At 69.9% G+C, this 16,187-nt stretch carries 12 protein-coding genes; 9 read left to right on the top strand and 3 right to left on the bottom strand.

What is annotated here, in order from left to right; translation table 11 throughout:
• The 7 genes from AX685_RS17425 to AX685_RS17455 all read left to right on the top strand — a co-directional run.
• Positions 1–861: FAD binding domain-containing protein (locus AX685_RS17425; RefSeq protein WP_197418676.1), on the top strand; the 861-nt coding region annotated here is incomplete at its 5' end.
• The gene (gene xdhB / locus AX685_RS17430) at positions 854–3,133 is read left to right on the top strand and encodes a xanthine dehydrogenase molybdopterin binding subunit (protein ID WP_231792281.1); all 2,280 of its coding nucleotides are present in this window, start codon (positions 854–856) and stop codon (positions 3,131–3,133) included. The genes AX685_RS17425 and xdhB, both read left to right, overlap by 8 nt.
• On the top strand, positions 3,130–4,056 hold the full coding sequence (gene xdhC, locus AX685_RS17435; protein WP_066490891.1) for a xanthine dehydrogenase accessory protein XdhC: 927 nt from the start codon (positions 3,130–3,132) through the stop codon (positions 4,054–4,056). The genes xdhB and xdhC overlap by 4 nt, the downstream gene beginning before the upstream one ends.
• Complete coding sequence (gene guaD, locus AX685_RS17440) at positions 4,050–5,330, top strand: guanine deaminase (protein ID WP_096612881.1); 1,281 nt, start codon at positions 4,050–4,052, stop codon at positions 5,328–5,330. Before xdhC ends, guaD begins: the two co-directional genes overlap by 7 nt.
• A complete protein-coding gene (locus tag AX685_RS17445; protein ID WP_066490893.1) occupies positions 5,327–6,337 on the top strand; it encodes an adenosine deaminase in 1,011 nt (336 codons plus the stop codon). The genes guaD and AX685_RS17445 overlap by 4 nt, the downstream gene beginning before the upstream one ends.
• On the top strand, positions 6,334–6,819 hold the full coding sequence (locus tag AX685_RS17450; protein ID WP_066490894.1) for a DUF6265 family protein: 486 nt from the start codon (positions 6,334–6,336) through the stop codon (positions 6,817–6,819). The genes AX685_RS17445 and AX685_RS17450 overlap by 4 nt, the downstream gene beginning before the upstream one ends.
• A gap of 21 nt (positions 6,820–6,840) precedes the next feature.
• Positions 6,841–7,929 (top strand): nucleoside hydrolase, encoded by a 1,089-nt coding sequence (locus AX685_RS17455; protein ID WP_082741061.1) that lies wholly within the window; start codon positions 6,841–6,843, stop codon positions 7,927–7,929.
• A 121-nt stretch (positions 7,930–8,050) separates the two neighbouring features.
• Here AX685_RS17455 and AX685_RS17460 read toward each other — a convergent pair whose 3' ends face one another.
• Positions 8,051–8,974, bottom strand: a complete 924-nt coding sequence (locus AX685_RS17460; protein WP_066490896.1) for a LysR family transcriptional regulator — start codon at positions 8,972–8,974, stop codon at positions 8,051–8,053.
• Positions 8,975–9,240: 266 nt separating this feature from the next.
• Here AX685_RS17460 and AX685_RS17465 point away from each other — a divergent pair, with 266 nt between their 5' ends.
• Positions 9,241–11,706, top strand: a complete 2,466-nt coding sequence (locus tag AX685_RS17465; protein WP_156445901.1) for a TonB-dependent siderophore receptor — start codon at positions 9,241–9,243, stop codon at positions 11,704–11,706.
• Positions 11,706–12,806: a purine nucleoside permease gene (locus tag AX685_RS17470; protein ID WP_082741062.1), complete on the top strand. Its 1,101-nt coding sequence runs from the start codon at positions 11,706–11,708 to the stop codon at positions 12,804–12,806. The genes AX685_RS17465 and AX685_RS17470 overlap by 1 nt, the downstream gene beginning before the upstream one ends.
• A gap of 50 nt (positions 12,807–12,856) precedes the next feature.
• Here AX685_RS17470 and AX685_RS17475 read toward each other — a convergent pair whose 3' ends face one another.
• A complete protein-coding gene (locus AX685_RS17475) occupies positions 12,857–15,466 on the bottom strand; it encodes a TonB-dependent receptor domain-containing protein (RefSeq protein ID WP_066490920.1) in 2,610 nt (869 codons plus the stop codon).
• 64 nt (positions 15,467–15,530) lie between these two features.
• The coding region (locus AX685_RS17480) for a FecR family protein (protein WP_197418677.1) at positions 15,531–16,187 on the bottom strand (657 nt) is incomplete at its 5' end.

The raw sequence follows: 16,187 nt of genomic DNA on the forward strand, positions 1-16,187 counted from the left end.
GCGCCCGCCACGGTCGACGAACTGGCGGCGTTGCTGGCGGCGCACCCGCAGGCGCGGATCGTCGCGGGGGCGACCGACGTGGCGCTGTGGGTGACCAAGGGGCTGCGCGATCTGGGGACGGTGATCTTCGTCGGCGATATCGCCGAACTGCGCCGGATCGAGGAAAGCGAGGCGGGGCTGACGATCGGCGCGGCGGTGCGCTATGCCGAGGCGCATCGGGCGCTGGCGGCGCTGCACCCAGATCTGGGCGAGCTGGTGCGGCGGATCGGCGGGTTGCAGGTGCGCAACGCCGCGACGATCGGCGGCAACATCGCCAACGGCTCCCCGATCGGCGACGGGCCGCCCGCGCTGATCGCGATGGACGCGACGCTGACGCTGGCGGGCGCGGACGGTCGGCGGACGATCGCGCTGGCGGATTACTTCCTCGACTACGGTCGGCAGGACCGGCGTTCGGGGGAGTTCGTGGAGAGTATCTTCGTGCCCCGCCCGCACGCCAGTGACGTGATCCATATCGCCAAGCTGTCGCGGCGGTTCGACAGCGATATCTCCGCGGTGTGCGGGGCGGTGCGGCTGCGCGTGGCCGACGGGGCGATCGTGGCGGCGCGGGTGGCGTTCGGCGGGATGGCGGCGACCCCGCGCCGCGCGGCGGCGTGCGAGGCGGCGCTGACCGGCCAGCCTTTTGCCGAGGCGACGATTACGCGGGCGGCCGACGCGCTGGCGGGCGACTTCACCCCGTTGACCGACGTGCGCGGGAGTGCGGCCTATCGCCGGCAGGCGGCGGCGTCAGTGCTGTGGCGGATGTGGCATCGCGCGGCGGGGCGCGACGTATCGGTGCGCGACGTGGAGGCGATCGGTGCATAAGCCATCCCTCCCGCACGACAGCGCCGCGCTGCATGTTGCCGGCACCGCGCGCTATGTCGATGATCTGCCTGAGCCGGGCGACCTGCTCCACCTCGCCTTCGGACAGGGGAGCGAGGCGCATGCGCGGATCGTCGCGATGGATCTGGACGCGGTGCGCGCCGTGCCGGGGGTGGTCGCGGTCTATACCGCCGCCGACATTCCGGGCGAGAATGACGTCAGCCCGCTGGCCGACGACGACCGGCTGCTGGCGGACGGCGTCGTCACCTATGTCGGCCAGCCGGTGTTCCTGGTGGCGGCGACCAGCCGCGAGGCGGCGCGGCGCGCGGCGCGGATGGGGCGGATCGACTACGAGCCGCTGCCGGCGCTGCTGACGATCGACGCGGCGCGCGCGGCGGGATCGCAAATCGAGCCGGTCCAGCGCATGGCGCGCGGCGATGCCGATGCGGCACTGGGCGCGGCGGCGCACCGGCTGGCCGGCGGCTTCGCGATGGGCGGGCAGGATCATTTTTACCTTGAAGGCCAGGTGGCGCTGGCGACGCCGGGCGAACAGGGGCAGGTGCATGTGCTCAGCTCCACCCAGCACCCCAGCGAGGTCCAGCATCTGATCGCGCAGGTGCTGGACGTCTCCTCCGCCGACGTGACGGTCGAGGTGCGGCGGATGGGCGGCGCGTTCGGCGGCAAGGAGACGCAGGCCGCCGCCTTCGCCGCCGCCGCCGCGCTGGTGGCGACGACAACCGGGCGCCCGGCCAAGTTCCGCTGCGACCGCGACGACGACATGGTGATGACCGGCAAGCGTCACGATTTCGCGGTCAAGTGGGATGTCGGCTTCGACGATGCCGGGCGGATCGGCGGGCTGCGGCTGACGCTGTCGTCGCGCTGCGGGGCGACGGTGGACCTGTCGCCGGGGATCAACGACCGCGCGATGTTCCACAGCGACAACTGCTACTTCCTGCCCGATGTGGAGATCGTGTCCGAACGCTGGCGGACCAACACCGTGTCCGCCACCGCGTTTCGCGGGTTCGGCGGGCCGCAGGGGATGCTGGCGATCGAACGGGTGATGGATGCGATCGCCGCGCACCTGGGGCTGGATCCGCTCGATGTGCGCGTCGCCAACCTTTACGGGCCGGGCCGCGACGTCACGCCATACGGCATGACGGTGGCGGACAATATCGCGCCCGACCTGATCGCGCGGCTGCGCGTCGATGCGCGCTACGACGAACGCCGCGCGGCGATCGACGCGTTCAACGCCGACAGCCCGGTGCTGAAGCGCGGAATCGCGCTGACCCCGGTGAAGTTCGGGATCAGCTTCACCGTCACCCACCTCAACCAGGCGGGCGCGCTGGTGCATCTGTATGCCGACGGCAGCATCCAGGTGAACCATGGCGGCACCGAAATGGGGCAGGGGCTGTACGTGAAGGTCGCGCAGGTGGTGGCCGACGTGTTCGCGCTGCCGGTGGAGGCGATCCGCATCACCGCCACGCGCACCGACAAGGTGCCCAATACCTCCGCCACCGCGGCCTCGTCGGGTGCGGATCTGAACGGGATGGCGGCGCACAATGCCGCGATGACGATCCGCGAGCGGGTGACGGCGTTCCTGGCGCGCACCTATGGCTGCGACGAGGGCGCGGTGGCGTTCACCCCGGCCGGGGTGGTGGTGGGCGGCGAGACGATCCCGTTCGGCACGGTGGCGCGCAAGGCGCATCTGGGCCGCGTGTCGCTGTCCGCGACCGGCTTCTACGCCACGCCGCACATCCTGTACGACCGCGCGGCGCACAAGGGGCGGCCGTTCTACTATTTCGCTTATGGCGCAGCGGTGAGCGAGGTGGTGATTGACACGCTGACCGGCGAGCAGCGCGTGCTGGCGGTCGATATCCTGCACGACGTCGGCCGGTCGCTGAACCCCGCGATCGACCTAGGGCAGATCGAGGGCGCGTTCGTCCAGGGGCAGGGATGGCTGACCACCGAGGAACTGGTGTTCGACGATGCCGGGCGGCTGCTGACCCATTCGCCCGCGACCTACAAGATCCCGACCGCATCGGACCGGCCGGCGCGGCTGACGATCGCGTTGTGGGACGGCGGCAATGTCGAGCCGACGATCAACCGGTCGAAGGCGGTAGGCGAGCCGCCGTTCATGCTGGCGCTGTCGGTCTTCTCCGCTTTGTCCGCGGCGGTGGCGGCGACCAACCCGGCGGCGCGCGCGCCGGTGCCGCTCGATGCGCCGGCGACGCCCGAGGCGATCCTGCGCGCGATCGGGGCGTATCGCGCGGCATGAGCGACTGGTGGTCCGATCTGCGCGACCATGCGCCGCGCGGGCCGCTGGCGATGGTCAGCGTACTGGCGACCGAGGGGTCCGCACCGCGCGGGGCGGGGACGCGGATGCTGGTGACCGCGGATGGCGCGCACGGCACGATCGGCGGCGGGCGGCTGGAATATCAGGCGATCGAACAGGCGCGCGCGATCCTGTCGCATGCGCCGGGGACGTGGCGGGTGCAGGATTATCCGCTCGGCCCGCTGCTGGGCCAATGCTGCGGCGGGCGGGTGCGGTTGCTGGTCGAGCATGTCGACCGCGACGCGCTCGGCTGGATCGCGGCTGCGGCGGCGGGGCGGCGGTTGCTGACGGCGCTGGCCGCGACCCGCGTCGAGCGGCAGGTGACCGAGGAAGCGGCGACGGCGCCGCCGTCCGCGCGTGGCGACATGCCGCGGGCCGGGGCACGGTGGAGCGAGACGATCGGCGAACGCGCCCGCGCGCTGTACCTGTTCGGCGCCGGCCATGTCGGTCAGGCGATCGCGCGCCATGCGACCGGCCTGCCGCTGCGGCTCGCGTGGTTCGACACGCGCCCGCTGTTCGCGACGATCGAGGGGGTGACGCTGGTGCCGGAGGACGCGGTCGCGGCGTGCATCGCGGATGCGCCGGACGATGCCGCGATCGTCATCCTGACGCACGACCATGCGCTGGATTATGCGCTGGTGCGGGCGGCGCTGGCGCGCGATCGGGTGGCGTTCGTCGGTGTGATCGGATCGGCGACCAAGCGCGCGCGCTTCCTGGCGCGGCTGGAGCGTGACGGGGTGGACGAGGGCGCCCGCGCGCGGCTGACCTGCCCGATCGGCTTGGAGGGCGTGACGGGCAAGGAACCGGACGTGATCGCGATCGCCACGCTGGCGCAATTGCTGCGGCTGGAGCGTGCGCCGTGCTGACGGCGTTCCGGGGCGAGATGCTGTCGGTGGCGCGCGATCCGCGCGACGATCCCGCTGCCGTCCGGTACGAGCCGGACGGGCTGCTGGTGGTCGAGGACGGCGTGGTCGTGGCGCGCGGGGCGTATGATGCGCTGGCCGAGCGATTCGGCGCCGTGCCGACCGAGCGGCTGGACGGGCTGATCGTCCCCGGCTTCGTCGACGCGCATGTTCATTATCCACAGCTGGACCGGATCGCCTCGCACGGGGAACAGCTGCTCGACTGGCTGGAACGCCATATCTTTCCCGCCGAACAGGCCTTTGCCGAGCGCGCGCATGCCGATGCGGTGGCGGCGGCGTTCCTCGACGAACTGCTGCGCCACGGCACCACCAGCGCATTGGTGTTCGCGACCGTCCACGAAGGATCGGTCGATGCGCTGTTCGAGGCGGCGCTGGCCCGCGACATGCGGATCGTGTCGGGCAAGGTGCTGATGGACCTGGGGCCGGAGGGCCTGCGCGATACGCCCGCGACGGCGCGCGGCGAGAGCGAGGCGCTGATCGCGCGGTGGCGCGGGCGCGGGCGGCTGGGCTATGCGGTGACGCCGCGCTTCGCGCTGACCTCCTCTGATGCGCAGATGGCGGCGGCGGGCGAGTTGCTGGCGGCGCATCCGGACGTGCTGCTCCACACGCATCTGGCCGAAAACCCGCGCGAATGTGCGGCGGTGGCGGGGCGTTTCCCGGACGCGGCGGATTACCTCGACGTCTATGACCGGTTCGGGCTGGTCGGCGCGCGCTCGGTGTTCGCGCATGGCTGTCACCTGACCGACCGGTCGTGCGCGCGGTTGTCGGCGACGGGGGCGGGGATCGCGACCTGTCCCAGCTCGAACCTGTTCCTGGGATCGGGCTTCCTCGATCTGGCGCAGGCGGACCGGTTCGGCGTCAAACTGGCGCTGGGCAGCGACGTCGGCGCGGGGACGGGGCTGTCGATGCTGCATACCGCCGGGCTTGCGTATCAGGCGGCGTTGGCGCGCGACGTGCGGCTGGACCCCTTCCGCGCGCTTTATTGGGCGACCGCGGGGGGCGCGGCGATGCTGCACCTGTCGGACCGGATCGGTGCGCTGGAACCGGGGCAGGAGGCCGATTTCGTCGTGCTGGACGATGCCGCCACGCCGTTGATGGCGCGGCGCACGCGCGGAGCGACGCTGGCGGAACGGCTGTTCGCGTTGCAGATACTGGGCGACGATCGGGCGATCCGCGCTACCTATCTGCGCGGACGCCGCGCCGGGAGCATGTCATGACCCAAGATTTCATCGCCGCTTTGCCCAAGGCCGAGCTTCACCTGCATATCGAGGGCAGCCTGGAGCCGGAGCTGATGTTCGCGCTGGCGGCGCGCAACGGCGTCGCCATCCCCTATGCCTCGGTCGAGGAGGTGCGCGCGGCCTATGCCTTTTCGAACCTGCAGGATTTCCTCGACATCTATTATGCTGGCGCGGACGTGCTGCGCACGCGCGCGGACTTCCACGATCTCGCGGTGGCCTATTTCGACCGCGCGGCGGCGGACGGCGTCGTCCATGCCGAGATCATGTTCGATCCGCAGACGCACACCGCGCGCGGCGTCCCCTTCGCCGAGGTGATCGAGGGGCTGCTGTCCGCGATGGCCGAGGCGGAGGCGCGGCACGGCATGACCAGCGCGCTCATCATGAGCTTCCTGCGGCATTTGTCGGAGGAAGAGGCGTTCGCGACCCTGGAGGAGGCGACCCCGTGGCTGGAGCGGATCACCGCGGTCGGCCTCGATTCCTCGGAGGTCGGCCACCCGCCGGAGAAGTTCGCGCGCGTCTTCGCCGCGGCGCGGGGCAGGGGACTGAAGCTGGTCGCGCATGCCGGCGAGGAAGGGCCGCCGGAATATGTCCGCCAGGCGCTGGACGTGCTGGCGGTCGACCGGATCGACCATGGCAACCGCTCGCTGGAAGACGCCGCGCTGGTCGAGCGGCTGGCGCGCGAGGGGATGACGCTGACCGTCTGTCCGCTGTCGAACCTGAAATTGTGCGTGGTCGACCGGATCGAGGATCATCCGATCGACGCGATGCTGGCGCAGGGGCTGCGCGCGACGATCAATTCGGACGATCCGGCCTATTTCGGCGGCTATGTCGCCGACAATTACCGCGCGGTCGCGGCGGCGCGCGGGCTGGACCGGCACGCGATGGCGACGCTGGCGCGCAACAGCTTCACCGGATCGTTCCTGCCCCCCGACGCGATCGCGGCGCATGTCGCGCGGGTCGATGCGATGATGGCGGCGGCGGCGTGAAGCGCGCGGCGGCAGCCTGTGCGGTGCTGCTGGCGGCGACCGCGGCGGCGCCTGCACCGCGGTCGCTGGACGACCTGTCATGGATGACGGGCCACTGGCTGGAATGCACTCCGCGCGGCGAGGCGATGGAGACGTGGAGCGATGCGCGCGGCGGGGTGATGCTGGGGTTCAGCAAGTCGATCCGCGGCACCCGCACCGACTGGGAGCTGGCGCGGATCGAGCCGCGGCCCGAGGGGATCGTGTTCGCCACCAGTCCGAAGGGGCAGCCGGCCGCCACCTTCGCCGCGGTGTCGATCACCACCGGTGAAGCGTTGTTCGAGGCACGCGATCATGATTTCCCACAGCGCGTGATCTACCGCCGCGATGGCGACCGGCTGACCGGCCGGATCGAGGGAACGATCGCGGGAAAACCGCGCGCGGTGGAATGGCATTATCGGCGCGCGCCGCTGGGCGAGGCCTGCCCGGCGGCGGCGTCCCAATAGGGAAAAGGGGGTGGGGGCGCCATGACGATACGCTGGGTCGCGGCGCTGCTGATGCTGCTGGCGGCGGTGCCGGCCGAGGCGAAGCGCAAGGTCATCATCGACGACGAAGGCTTCGGCCTGATGCACATGATGTTGCTGGCCGATCCGGATGTGGAGGTGCTGGGCATCACCACCGTATCGGGCAACGTATGGGTCAACCGCGCCACCGCGCAGGCGCTGCGCGGGCTGGAGATCGTCGGGCGTCGCGACGTGCCGGTGGTGCCGGGCGCCACTTATCCGCTGGTCAACAGCGAGGCGGCGACCGAGCGGTGGGAGGCGCTGTACGGGAAGCTGACGTGGAAGGGCGCGTGGATGAAGGCATGGGCCGAACCCACGGTGCAGAGCACGCCGCCCTATCGCCGCCCCGACGATCCGGTCGACCTGCCCTGGGGCAACCCCACGACGAAGCCGGCGGACGAGATCGCGGCCAACTTCCTGATCCGCATGGTGCGCCGCTACCCCGGCGAGGTGACGATCATCGAGGGCGGCCCGATGACCAACCTGGCGCTGGCGCAGCGCCTCGACCCGGCCTTTGCCGGGCTGGCGCGCGAGCTGGTCTATATGGGCGGCAGCCTGAACCCGCAGCGGGTGCGCGACGACCGGTCGGCGCGCGATTTCGCGCGCGAGTTCGTCAACACGCCGCGGCGCGAGTTCAACATCCGCTTCGACCCCGAGGCCGCCAGCATCGTGTCGCGCAGCCCGTGGCGCGCGATCACGGTCGTGCCGGTCGATCCGTCGACCGCGACGCAGCTCACGCGCGCGTTGCGCGACCGGCTGGCCGTGGCGGCGACGCCGGAGGTGGCGCGGTTCGTCGCGCGGATGGAGCCGGGCTTTCCGATGTGGGACGAAATCGCCGCCGCGGTGTGGCTCGACCCCGGCGTGGTAACCGCGCGGGAGCGATTGTATGTCGACTACGACACGATGTTCGGCCCGAATTACGGCGACCTGCTGTCGTGGCATGCGGCGTATCGCCCCGGGCTGGGCGAGCAGCCCGCCGCCGTGGTGTGGGCGATCGACCCGGCGCGGCTGGAGGCGTTGATCGAACGCGAAGTGGGGCGGCTGGGGCGGTGAGCCGCGCGGAAATTTGACGTCATCCCAGCGAAAGCTGGGATCTCTCGCCCTGGGTGCGCGGCCGATGGCGAAAGGCCCCAGCCTGCGCTGGGGCGACGTTCTGGTTGCGACGTCTGCCCGTCTATCCCCCCAGTGACGCGGGATAGGCGAGTTGCGCGAACCCGGCCTCGATCTCGCCCAGCACCATTCCCGCGGCGTGCGACGGCGTGCGCGAACTGGCCGTGCACAGCGCCAGCGTCATCGGGCGCAGCACCGGATCGACGATGCGGGTGAACGACAGCAGCCCGCGGCGCACCTCCGTCATCACGTCCAGCGAGGTGAGCACGCCGATGCCCAGCCCCTGTTGCACCAGCGAGATGATCATCTGGATATTGTCCGATTCGACGCGGCGTTGCAGCTCGATCCCGGTGGTGCCGGCCAGCACCTCCACCTGTTCGCACACCGCCAGCGGGCGGGCGGGCAGGATCACCGGCGATCCATCGCACGCCGAAAAGCGCACCTCGCGTCGGTCGCCGAACGGATGGCCCTTGGGCGTCAGGAACCCCAGCACGACCTCCACGAAGGCGCGGACCTGAAGATCGCGATAGGATTCGGGCTCGAACAGGATGCCCATGTCCACCTCGCCGCGCACGATCGCCTCGCGCACCGCATCGTTCTTCAGCACCTTCACCCCGATGGTAATGCCGGGATAGCGCGTCTGGATCGACTGGATCGCGGCGGGGACATGCCCCTTGGCCAGCGCGTCGATCACCGCGATGTCGACATGCCCGCGCTTCAGCCCGCGCAGATCCTCCATCTGCGCGCGCACGTCGGCCATGTTCTTCTGCCAGCGGCCGCCCGCCGCCATCATGATCTCCCCCGCGGCGGTCAGCCGCAGCCCGGTCGGCAGCCGTTCGAACAGCGGCATGCCCAGATCCGCCTCGACGTTCAGGATCTGCCGGTCGATCGCCGAGGCGGAGACGTTGAGTTCATCCGCCGCGCGGCGAATCGAGCCGAGGCGGCCCACGGCGAGGAAATAGCGCAGGAAACGCGAGAATGCGGGCATGATAGGCGCTCTAATTTTTGCAACGATGCGTGAAATTCATTGCGTTTGATTGCAATGTTATCCCGCCTTACGTCAACCATGGCGGGGCAAGGGGGCACCGTCCGGCACATGGCGAACGGCGCGGCGGGGGCTGCCGCGACCGGTAGCGGCCGGCGATCCTTCCTGTCCTTGCCGACGACAACGATAACATCGTCACGCGGGAGAGGCGGGGTCGGACACGGCCGGGCACGCGATGTCGCGCGTCGCCCGTCACAGGGGGTGAGAGCATGAATCGCATTGCATTGGGGATGGCGCGCGGTCGGCGCGGGCGTGGCTGGTCGATCGCGATCGCCGGGCTGTTGTCGTGTTCGGCGATGACGGGCGTGGCGCAGGCGCAGGCGCAGGAGAAGGCCAGCGAGGAGCCGGCGGGCGAGGATATCGTCGTCAACGGGTCGCTCAACGCGCTGCCGGTCGACGGCGTCGGCTCGATCTTCGGGTTCGACAAGACGCTGGTCGAAACGCCGCGCTCCGCCTCGACGATCAGCAAGGAGCAGATCGAGCGGTTCGGCATCACCGACATCTACGATCTGGTCGCGCAGGCGCCCGGGACCTTCACCAATTCCTTCTTCGGCGTCGGCGGCGCGCTCGACATTCGCGGCACCCCGGGCGAGGTCTATTTCCGCGGCGTCCGCCGCCTCGACAACCCCGGCAACTATCCGACACCGATCGGCGCGTCGGACCGGATCGACATCGTGCGCGGCCCCGCCTCGCCGATCTACGGCCCGTCGAAGACCGGCGGCTACATGAACTTCGTGCCGAAGTCCGCGCGCGTGAAGGGCGGGGCGCTGATGGACCGGCCGGCGGGCGAGATCACCTATACCGGCGGTAGCTGGGACCGGAACGTCCTGAGCGCGAACCTGCGCGGGCCGGCGAAGATCGGCAAAGCCGAATTCGGTTACAGCCTGTATGCCGAGATCGAGGATTCGGGCAGCTATTACCGCAACATGTCGACGCGCCAGACGATCCTGCAGGCCGCGTTCGACAATGACGTGACCGACACCGTCCGCATCGAATTCGGCGGCATGTACCATAATTTCAAGGGCCAGCAGAACGGCGGCTGGAACCGGCTGACGCAGGATCTGGTCGACAACGGCAATTACATCACCGGCAGCGCGCAGCCGCTGGACACCAATGGCGACGGGCAGATCTCGCCGGCCGAATTCGACGCCCGCGGCGCGTTCTCGCCGTTCGGCACGTTCGGGTGCGCGGCCGGCACGGTGAGCGCGCCGTCGCCGTTCGCCGCGTCCTTCACCGACGCGTGCTTCCAGCAGAGCTATCCCTATCTGGCGCTGACCAATGTCGGCACCGCCAAGCTCAGCCGCCGCGACGTCCTGACCGGGCGCAACGACCGGCTGGATAACAAGGCGAAGACGGGATATTTCGACATCATCTTCAACCCCGGTAACGACCTGGAGGTGAAGAACCAGCTGTTCTACGACGGCTATTACAACATGAACGAGAACACCTACGGATTCGCGCAATTCCACGATTCCTGGGTGATCGAGGACAAGATCGTCGTATCGAAGGCGTTCACCACCAGCGCGGGCAAATTCTCGTTCCAGCTGTCGCCGTCGATCCGCTACACCAGCTTCAAGCATGGTGAGGATTTCACCTACGAATACTTCCACCGCGTTGACCTGACGCAGGGGTATAATGCGCTGTCGGACCGGTTGCTGGCGACGGAATCGGGCCGGGACTATACCGATTACGTCCTTGGCCATTACACCAATTACGCAATCGCGGCGCTGGCCGACCTCGACTTCAACTTCGGCCTCGATCTGACGCTGGGCGGGCGGTACGACAGCGTGACCGCGGTGTCGCGCAACGATCCGACCAAGATCCAGGGCGGTACGCCGGAAAGCGCGCGCGGCACCAAGGGCGGCTGGTCGTGGACCGCCAGCGCATCGTACAAGCTGCCGTTCGGGCTGATCCCCTATGCCACCGCGGCACAGCAGACGACGCTGATCGCCGGGCAGGGCGCGGAGATCGCGCCGGGCGGGGTCGCCAGCGGCAACTGGTTCAGCGCGTCGCGCCTGTACGAAGGCGGCGTGAAGGCCAGCCTGCTGGACGACAAGCTGTATGCCGCGGTGTCGGTGTACAAACAGAAGCGCACCGACTTCAACGCCCAGGCGATCGTCACCAATCAGGCGGTGGAAACCCGCGGCGTCGAGGCGGAGGCGCGCTGGGCGGTCGACCGGCACCTGCTGCTGTCGGCGGGCTATACGCACGTCAACGTCTACAACCTGACCGGGCTGGAAACCGGATCGCTGTTCAGCTTCTTCGGGATCGAGGATCTGGTCAACGTTCGCAACCCGGCGCTGTACCTGGGCGGGCAGCCGGTCGGGCTGGTGCCGATCCCCGACCGCGAGGCGTCGCGGCGGCAGGGTATCCCGAAGAACCTGTATTCGCTGACCGGCAGCTATTCGTTCGACAATGGCATCGCGCTGACCGGCAGCCTGGTGAGCGTCGACTCGGTGTTCTCTGGCCAGTCGCAGAAGGTGCGCCTGCCGGCCTATGCGCTGGTCGATCTGGGCGCGTCGTACACGGTCAACAACTGGCTGTTCCGGGTGGTGGTGAAGAACGTGACGAACAAGCAGTATTTCCGCGCCAACTTCACCGAATTGTTCGGCGGCACGATCGTCCTGCCCGAACGCCCGCGCAGCGTTCAGGGCTCGCTGGTGTACAAGTTCTGATGACCGGGGTGCGCCGCGCCGTCGCCGCCGTCCTCATGCTGGCGGGGGGCATGCTCCCCGCCGCGGTGGTCGCGGCGACGCCCGCGGCGCTCGACTGCGCGCCGGGCGCGACATGCGCCACGCCGTTGCCTGTGCGCGTCGTCGTCGTGACGATGTTCGAGATCGGGGCGGACAGCGGCGATGCGCCGGGCGAGTTCCAGCTGTGGAAGGAACGCCGGCACCTGACGATGCGCCTCCCGTTCCCGCAGGGCTATCACGACCTGTACTACAATCCCGACAGCCAAATCCTGTCGGTGGTGACCGGTGTCGGATCGATCAAGTCGGCGACCGCGATCATGGCGCTGGGGCTGGACCAGCGGCTGGACCTGTCGCGCGCCTATTGGCTGGTGGCGGGCATCGCGGGGATCGACCCCAAGGATGCCTCGATCGGGTCGGCGGCCTGGGCGCGCTATCTGATCGACGGCGATCTGGCGCATGAGATCGACGCGCGCGAGATGCCGAAGGACTGGAAGACCGGCTATTTCCCGCGCGGCCGGCGCGGCCCCAACGATCCTGCGCCGCCGCCGACGCCGTCGGGCGAGGTGTTCGAACTGAACGCCGGCTTGCGCGACTGGGCCTATGCGCTGACCCGCGACATGACGCTGCCCGACGATCCCGGCATCGCGGCGGAGCGGCGGCGCTACACCGGCTTTCCCAATGCGCAGCGCGCGCCGTTCGTGCTGAAGGGCGACCAGCTGGCGGCGATGACCTTCTGGCACGGCGCGCTGCTGAGCGGCTGGGCCAACGACTGGACGCATTACTGGACGAAGGGGCAGGGCGAGTATGTCACCTCCGCGATGGAGGAGACGGGGACGATCCAGGCGATCGATTACCTGGACCGGATCGGCCGCGCCGACCGCGACCGCGTGATGGTGCTGCGCGCGGGCAGCAATTACGACCAGCCGCCGCCGGGCGTCACCGCCGCCGACAACCTGCTGCGCGAGAACGAGGGCTATACCGGCATGACCGCCGCGCTGGAGAGCCTGTACCTCGTCGGATCGAAGGTGGTCGATACGCTGCTGGCGGACTGGCCGCGGTACGAACGCGAAACGCCGAAATAGGCGCGCGCCGCCGCACCGCCGCCGGTCGCGGCGGTGCGGCGGCGGCGACGTTACGGCCGCTGGCGATAGAGCAGCGTCAGCCCGACGGTGCGCGGGCGGAAGCTGTTGTTGACGAAGAACGGCGAGCGGCCGCCATAATTGAACCGCTCCAGCGCGGGATGCGCTTCGAACAGATTGTCGACGAACACTTGCGCCTCCACGTGGTCGAACGTGATGCCGGTGCGCATCCGCACGTAATGCGTCGGCGGCCGGTCGCCCAGGATCGGATTGTAGAAGGCGGTGTCGGGATCGAGGCTGGAGCGTTCGCGGAAGTTGCGGCTGCTGAACTCGTAATTGCCGCGCACGAACGCCTCATGCCCACCCAGGTCGAAATCGTAGCGGCCGCCCGCCACCACCTGCCACGGGGTGCCCGCCTGGAACAGCGCATTGCCCGCGTCGGTGCCGAACGCGCCGGAGGTGGCGCCGCGGTTGACGTACACCCGCTGCGTGAAGCGCGCGTCGACATAGCCGACCGACAGGTCGAGCGTGACGCCCTGCACCGGGCGCGCGGTGACCGCCAGGTCGAACCCTTCCGACCGGACCTGCCCCGAATTGACGGTATAGGTGACCGCGCACGGATCCAGCGTCACGCGCTGCTGGATGTTCGACCAGTCGATGCGGAACGCGCTGGCATCGAAGCTGAGCCCCTTCAGCCGCCCCTTCGCGCCGACTTCGTAGGACCAGGCGCTGTCGGAAGTGTAGGGGATATCCGGCACCGGCCGCCCCGCCGCCGCCAGTTGCGCCAGGCAGCGTTGCCCGATCGGCGCGTTGATCCCGCCGGCGCGATAGCCCTTGGCGACGCTGGCGTAGAAATTGACGTCGCGTACCCCGTCGTAGCTGAGCACGAAGCGCGGGGTGACCGGGCGTTCGCGCGTGCGGCCCGCGTCGCGGCGCGGCGCCGTGCCGATATACGGGCCGGTGAAGACATTGTCGTTGTCCAGCCGGATCTGCGACCAGCGGATGCCCGCCTGCGCATGGAGGCCGTCGATCGGCTCGACGTTGATGTTGCCGAACGCCGCGACCTGCCGCTCGCGCTCCAGGCGATCACCGCTGTAGCTGATCCCGCCGGGCAGCAGCGGGATGCCCAGCGTGTCGACCACGCCGATGCCGTAGATCGCGCGGAAGAACTGTTCCAGCGACGGTTCGATCAGCGTTTCGACGTTGCGCTGGCGGTTGTTCGAATAGAAGCCGCCCACCAGCCATTGCACCCGCGCGGCCGGGTTCGCCGACTGGACGCGCACTTCCTGCGAGAAATTGGCCTGGGCGTTGCGCACCACGCCGTCGGAGCGCAGCCCGCGCGGCAGGATCGCGTAATTGGGGCCATTGGCGGTCAGCAGCTGGCCCGCGAAATCCTCATACCCCGCGAGATTGTAGAGCGTGTTGTCGTAATAGCGCGTCTGGTGGCGATCGAACCACGCGGTGTTCGACGTCACCGAAAAGCCCGCGCCGTCGTAATTCAGCGCCAGGCTAGGCAGGACGAAGCGGTCGCGGTTGGCGAGCGGCACCGGATTGGCGTTGACGTAGCGGTGCTGCGCGGGATCGGAGCGCGATTCCCAATATTGGTCGGTGTCCGCCCGCTCGCGCCGCTGGAAATAGACCGCCGGAGTGATCGACAGCCCCGGCGCGGGTTCGACGCGCAGCGCCGCGCGCGTGCTGGCGATCATCGTGTGATTGGCGTTGCGCTCGACCAGCGCATTGGTGTCGGGATTGTACCGGTCGACCCAGCCGCCGGCGCGGCGATAGTCGGTGGCGATGCGCAGCCCCGCCAGCCCTTCGACGATCGGCACGCCGACCGCCGCGCCCGCTTCCCAGGTCGGCGCGCCGCCCTGCGTGAACGCCAGTTCGCCGCGCGCGTAGACATCGGTCTGCGTCAGCGACGGCTGCGGGGTGATGTAGCGCACCGTCCCGCCCATCGATCCGGCGCCGAACAGCGTGCCCTGCGGCCCGCGCAATACCTCCACCCGGTCGAGGTCGAACACCAGCGGCAGCGCCGCCGCCGCGCCTTCGCCGAAGGTGCGCACCTGGATCGGCGTTTCGTCCAGATATACGCCGGTCGTCGCCGCGCCGGCATTGGAGGACAGGCCGCGAATCGCGATCTGGTTGATCTCGGGGCGCAGGCGTACGCCCGGCGTCAACTGCGCAATATCGGCGAAGTCGCGCACGCCCAGCTGGTCCATGCGGGTACGCGACAGCGCGACGACGCTCGACGGCACCTTGGCCAGCGGCTCGGCGGTGCGCTGCGCCGTCACGACGATGTCGCTGGCGGCGCCGTGATCGGCGGTGTCCGGCGCGGCGTCGGCGGCCGGCACGGTCGCGGCGGCGTCATCGCGCACCACCACCCAGGTGCCGGTGCCCGCGGCGCGCGCGACCAGCCCCGACCCGGCGAGCATCCGGTCGAGCGCCTGTGTCACCGTCATGCGCCCGCGCACCGGCTGGGCGCGGCGGCCCTGCGCGACAGTGTCGGACACCAGGATCTGGACGTGCGCCTGCCGCGCCAGCGTGGCGACCGCCTCGGCGGCCGGCTGCGCCGGGATGTCGACATTCGCGACCTGCGCCGTGGCCGGCGCGGCCGTCGTCATGAGCGCCGCGGTCGCGGCGCCGAGAAACCAGTGGTTGTGCATCTTGCCCCCTTGCCGGGGCGCGATCGCCCCTTCGCCGGCAAGGATGATCGACGGCGCGGTTTCCTTATCGCCCGATGACGATCCGGTCGTTTTCGACGCGCGAGCGGGTGCCGAGCGCCAGCGCGACGGTACGTGCGAACCCTTCGGGATCGTCGTTGCGGAATGCGCCGTGCAGCGGCTGCCGCGCCAGCGCGGCGTCGGCGACGACGATCGGACGGCGGTTGTAGCGGTTGATCGCGGCCACCGCGCTGGCCAGCGTCTGTCCCTGCAATTCCAGCCGGCCGTCGCGCCAGTCGAGCGCGCGCGCCATCGCATCCGCCGACAAAAGGTCGGTCGCTGCCGCATCGCCGACACGAAAGCGCCCGCGCTCGCCCGCGCGCAGCCGGGCGGGGCGCAGCGCGCCGGTCACCTCCACCACGCCCTCGGTCACCAGCACCTCGACGTCGTCGTCCTGCGCGACCGAGAAGGCGGTCCCGACCGCGCGGATGCGGATGCCCGCCGCCTCGACGACGAACGGGCGCGCGGGATCGTGCGCGACGCGGAACAGCGCGCGCCCGCGATCCAGCCGGATGTCGCGCGCGGCGGCGGAGAAGCGCGGCGTGACGCGGGTGGCGGTGTCCAGCACGACGCTGGACCCGTCGTCGAGCGGGGTCTGGCGGATCTCGCCGATGCCGGTGGCCAGCGATGGGGCGGGGCGCAGCGCCAGCCCCAGCCCCGCCAG

The organism is Sphingomonas sp. CCH9-F2 (genome assembly GCF_001556735.1).
Lineage (GTDB): Bacteria > Pseudomonadota > Alphaproteobacteria > Sphingomonadales > Sphingomonadaceae > Sphingomonas > Sphingomonas ginsenosidimutans.

What these genes read in the sequence shown, in the direction of transcription:
- AX685_RS17445 (WP_066490893.1), top strand. Translation starts at nt 5,327, where the DNA reads ATGACCCAAGATTTCATCGCCGCTTTGCCCAAGGCCGAGCTTCACCTG.
- AX685_RS17460 (WP_066490896.1), bottom strand. Translation starts at nt 8,974, where the DNA reads ATGCCCGCATTCTCGCGTTTCCTGCGCTATTTCCTCGCCGTGGGCCGC.
- AX685_RS17470 (WP_082741062.1), top strand. Translation starts at nt 11,706, where the DNA reads ATGACCGGGGTGCGCCGCGCCGTCGCCGCCGTCCTCATGCTGGCGGGG.
- AX685_RS17465 (WP_156445901.1), top strand. Translation starts at nt 9,241, where the DNA reads ATGAATCGCATTGCATTGGGGATGGCGCGCGGTCGGCGCGGGCGTGGC.
- AX685_RS17455 (WP_082741061.1), top strand. Translation starts at nt 6,841, where the DNA reads ATGACGATACGCTGGGTCGCGGCGCTGCTGATGCTGCTGGCGGCGGTG.
- xdhC (WP_066490891.1), top strand. Translation starts at nt 3,130, where the DNA reads ATGAGCGACTGGTGGTCCGATCTGCGCGACCATGCGCCGCGCGGGCCG.
- AX685_RS17475 (WP_066490920.1), bottom strand. Translation starts at nt 15,466, where the DNA reads ATGCACAACCACTGGTTTCTCGGCGCCGCGACCGCGGCGCTCATGACG.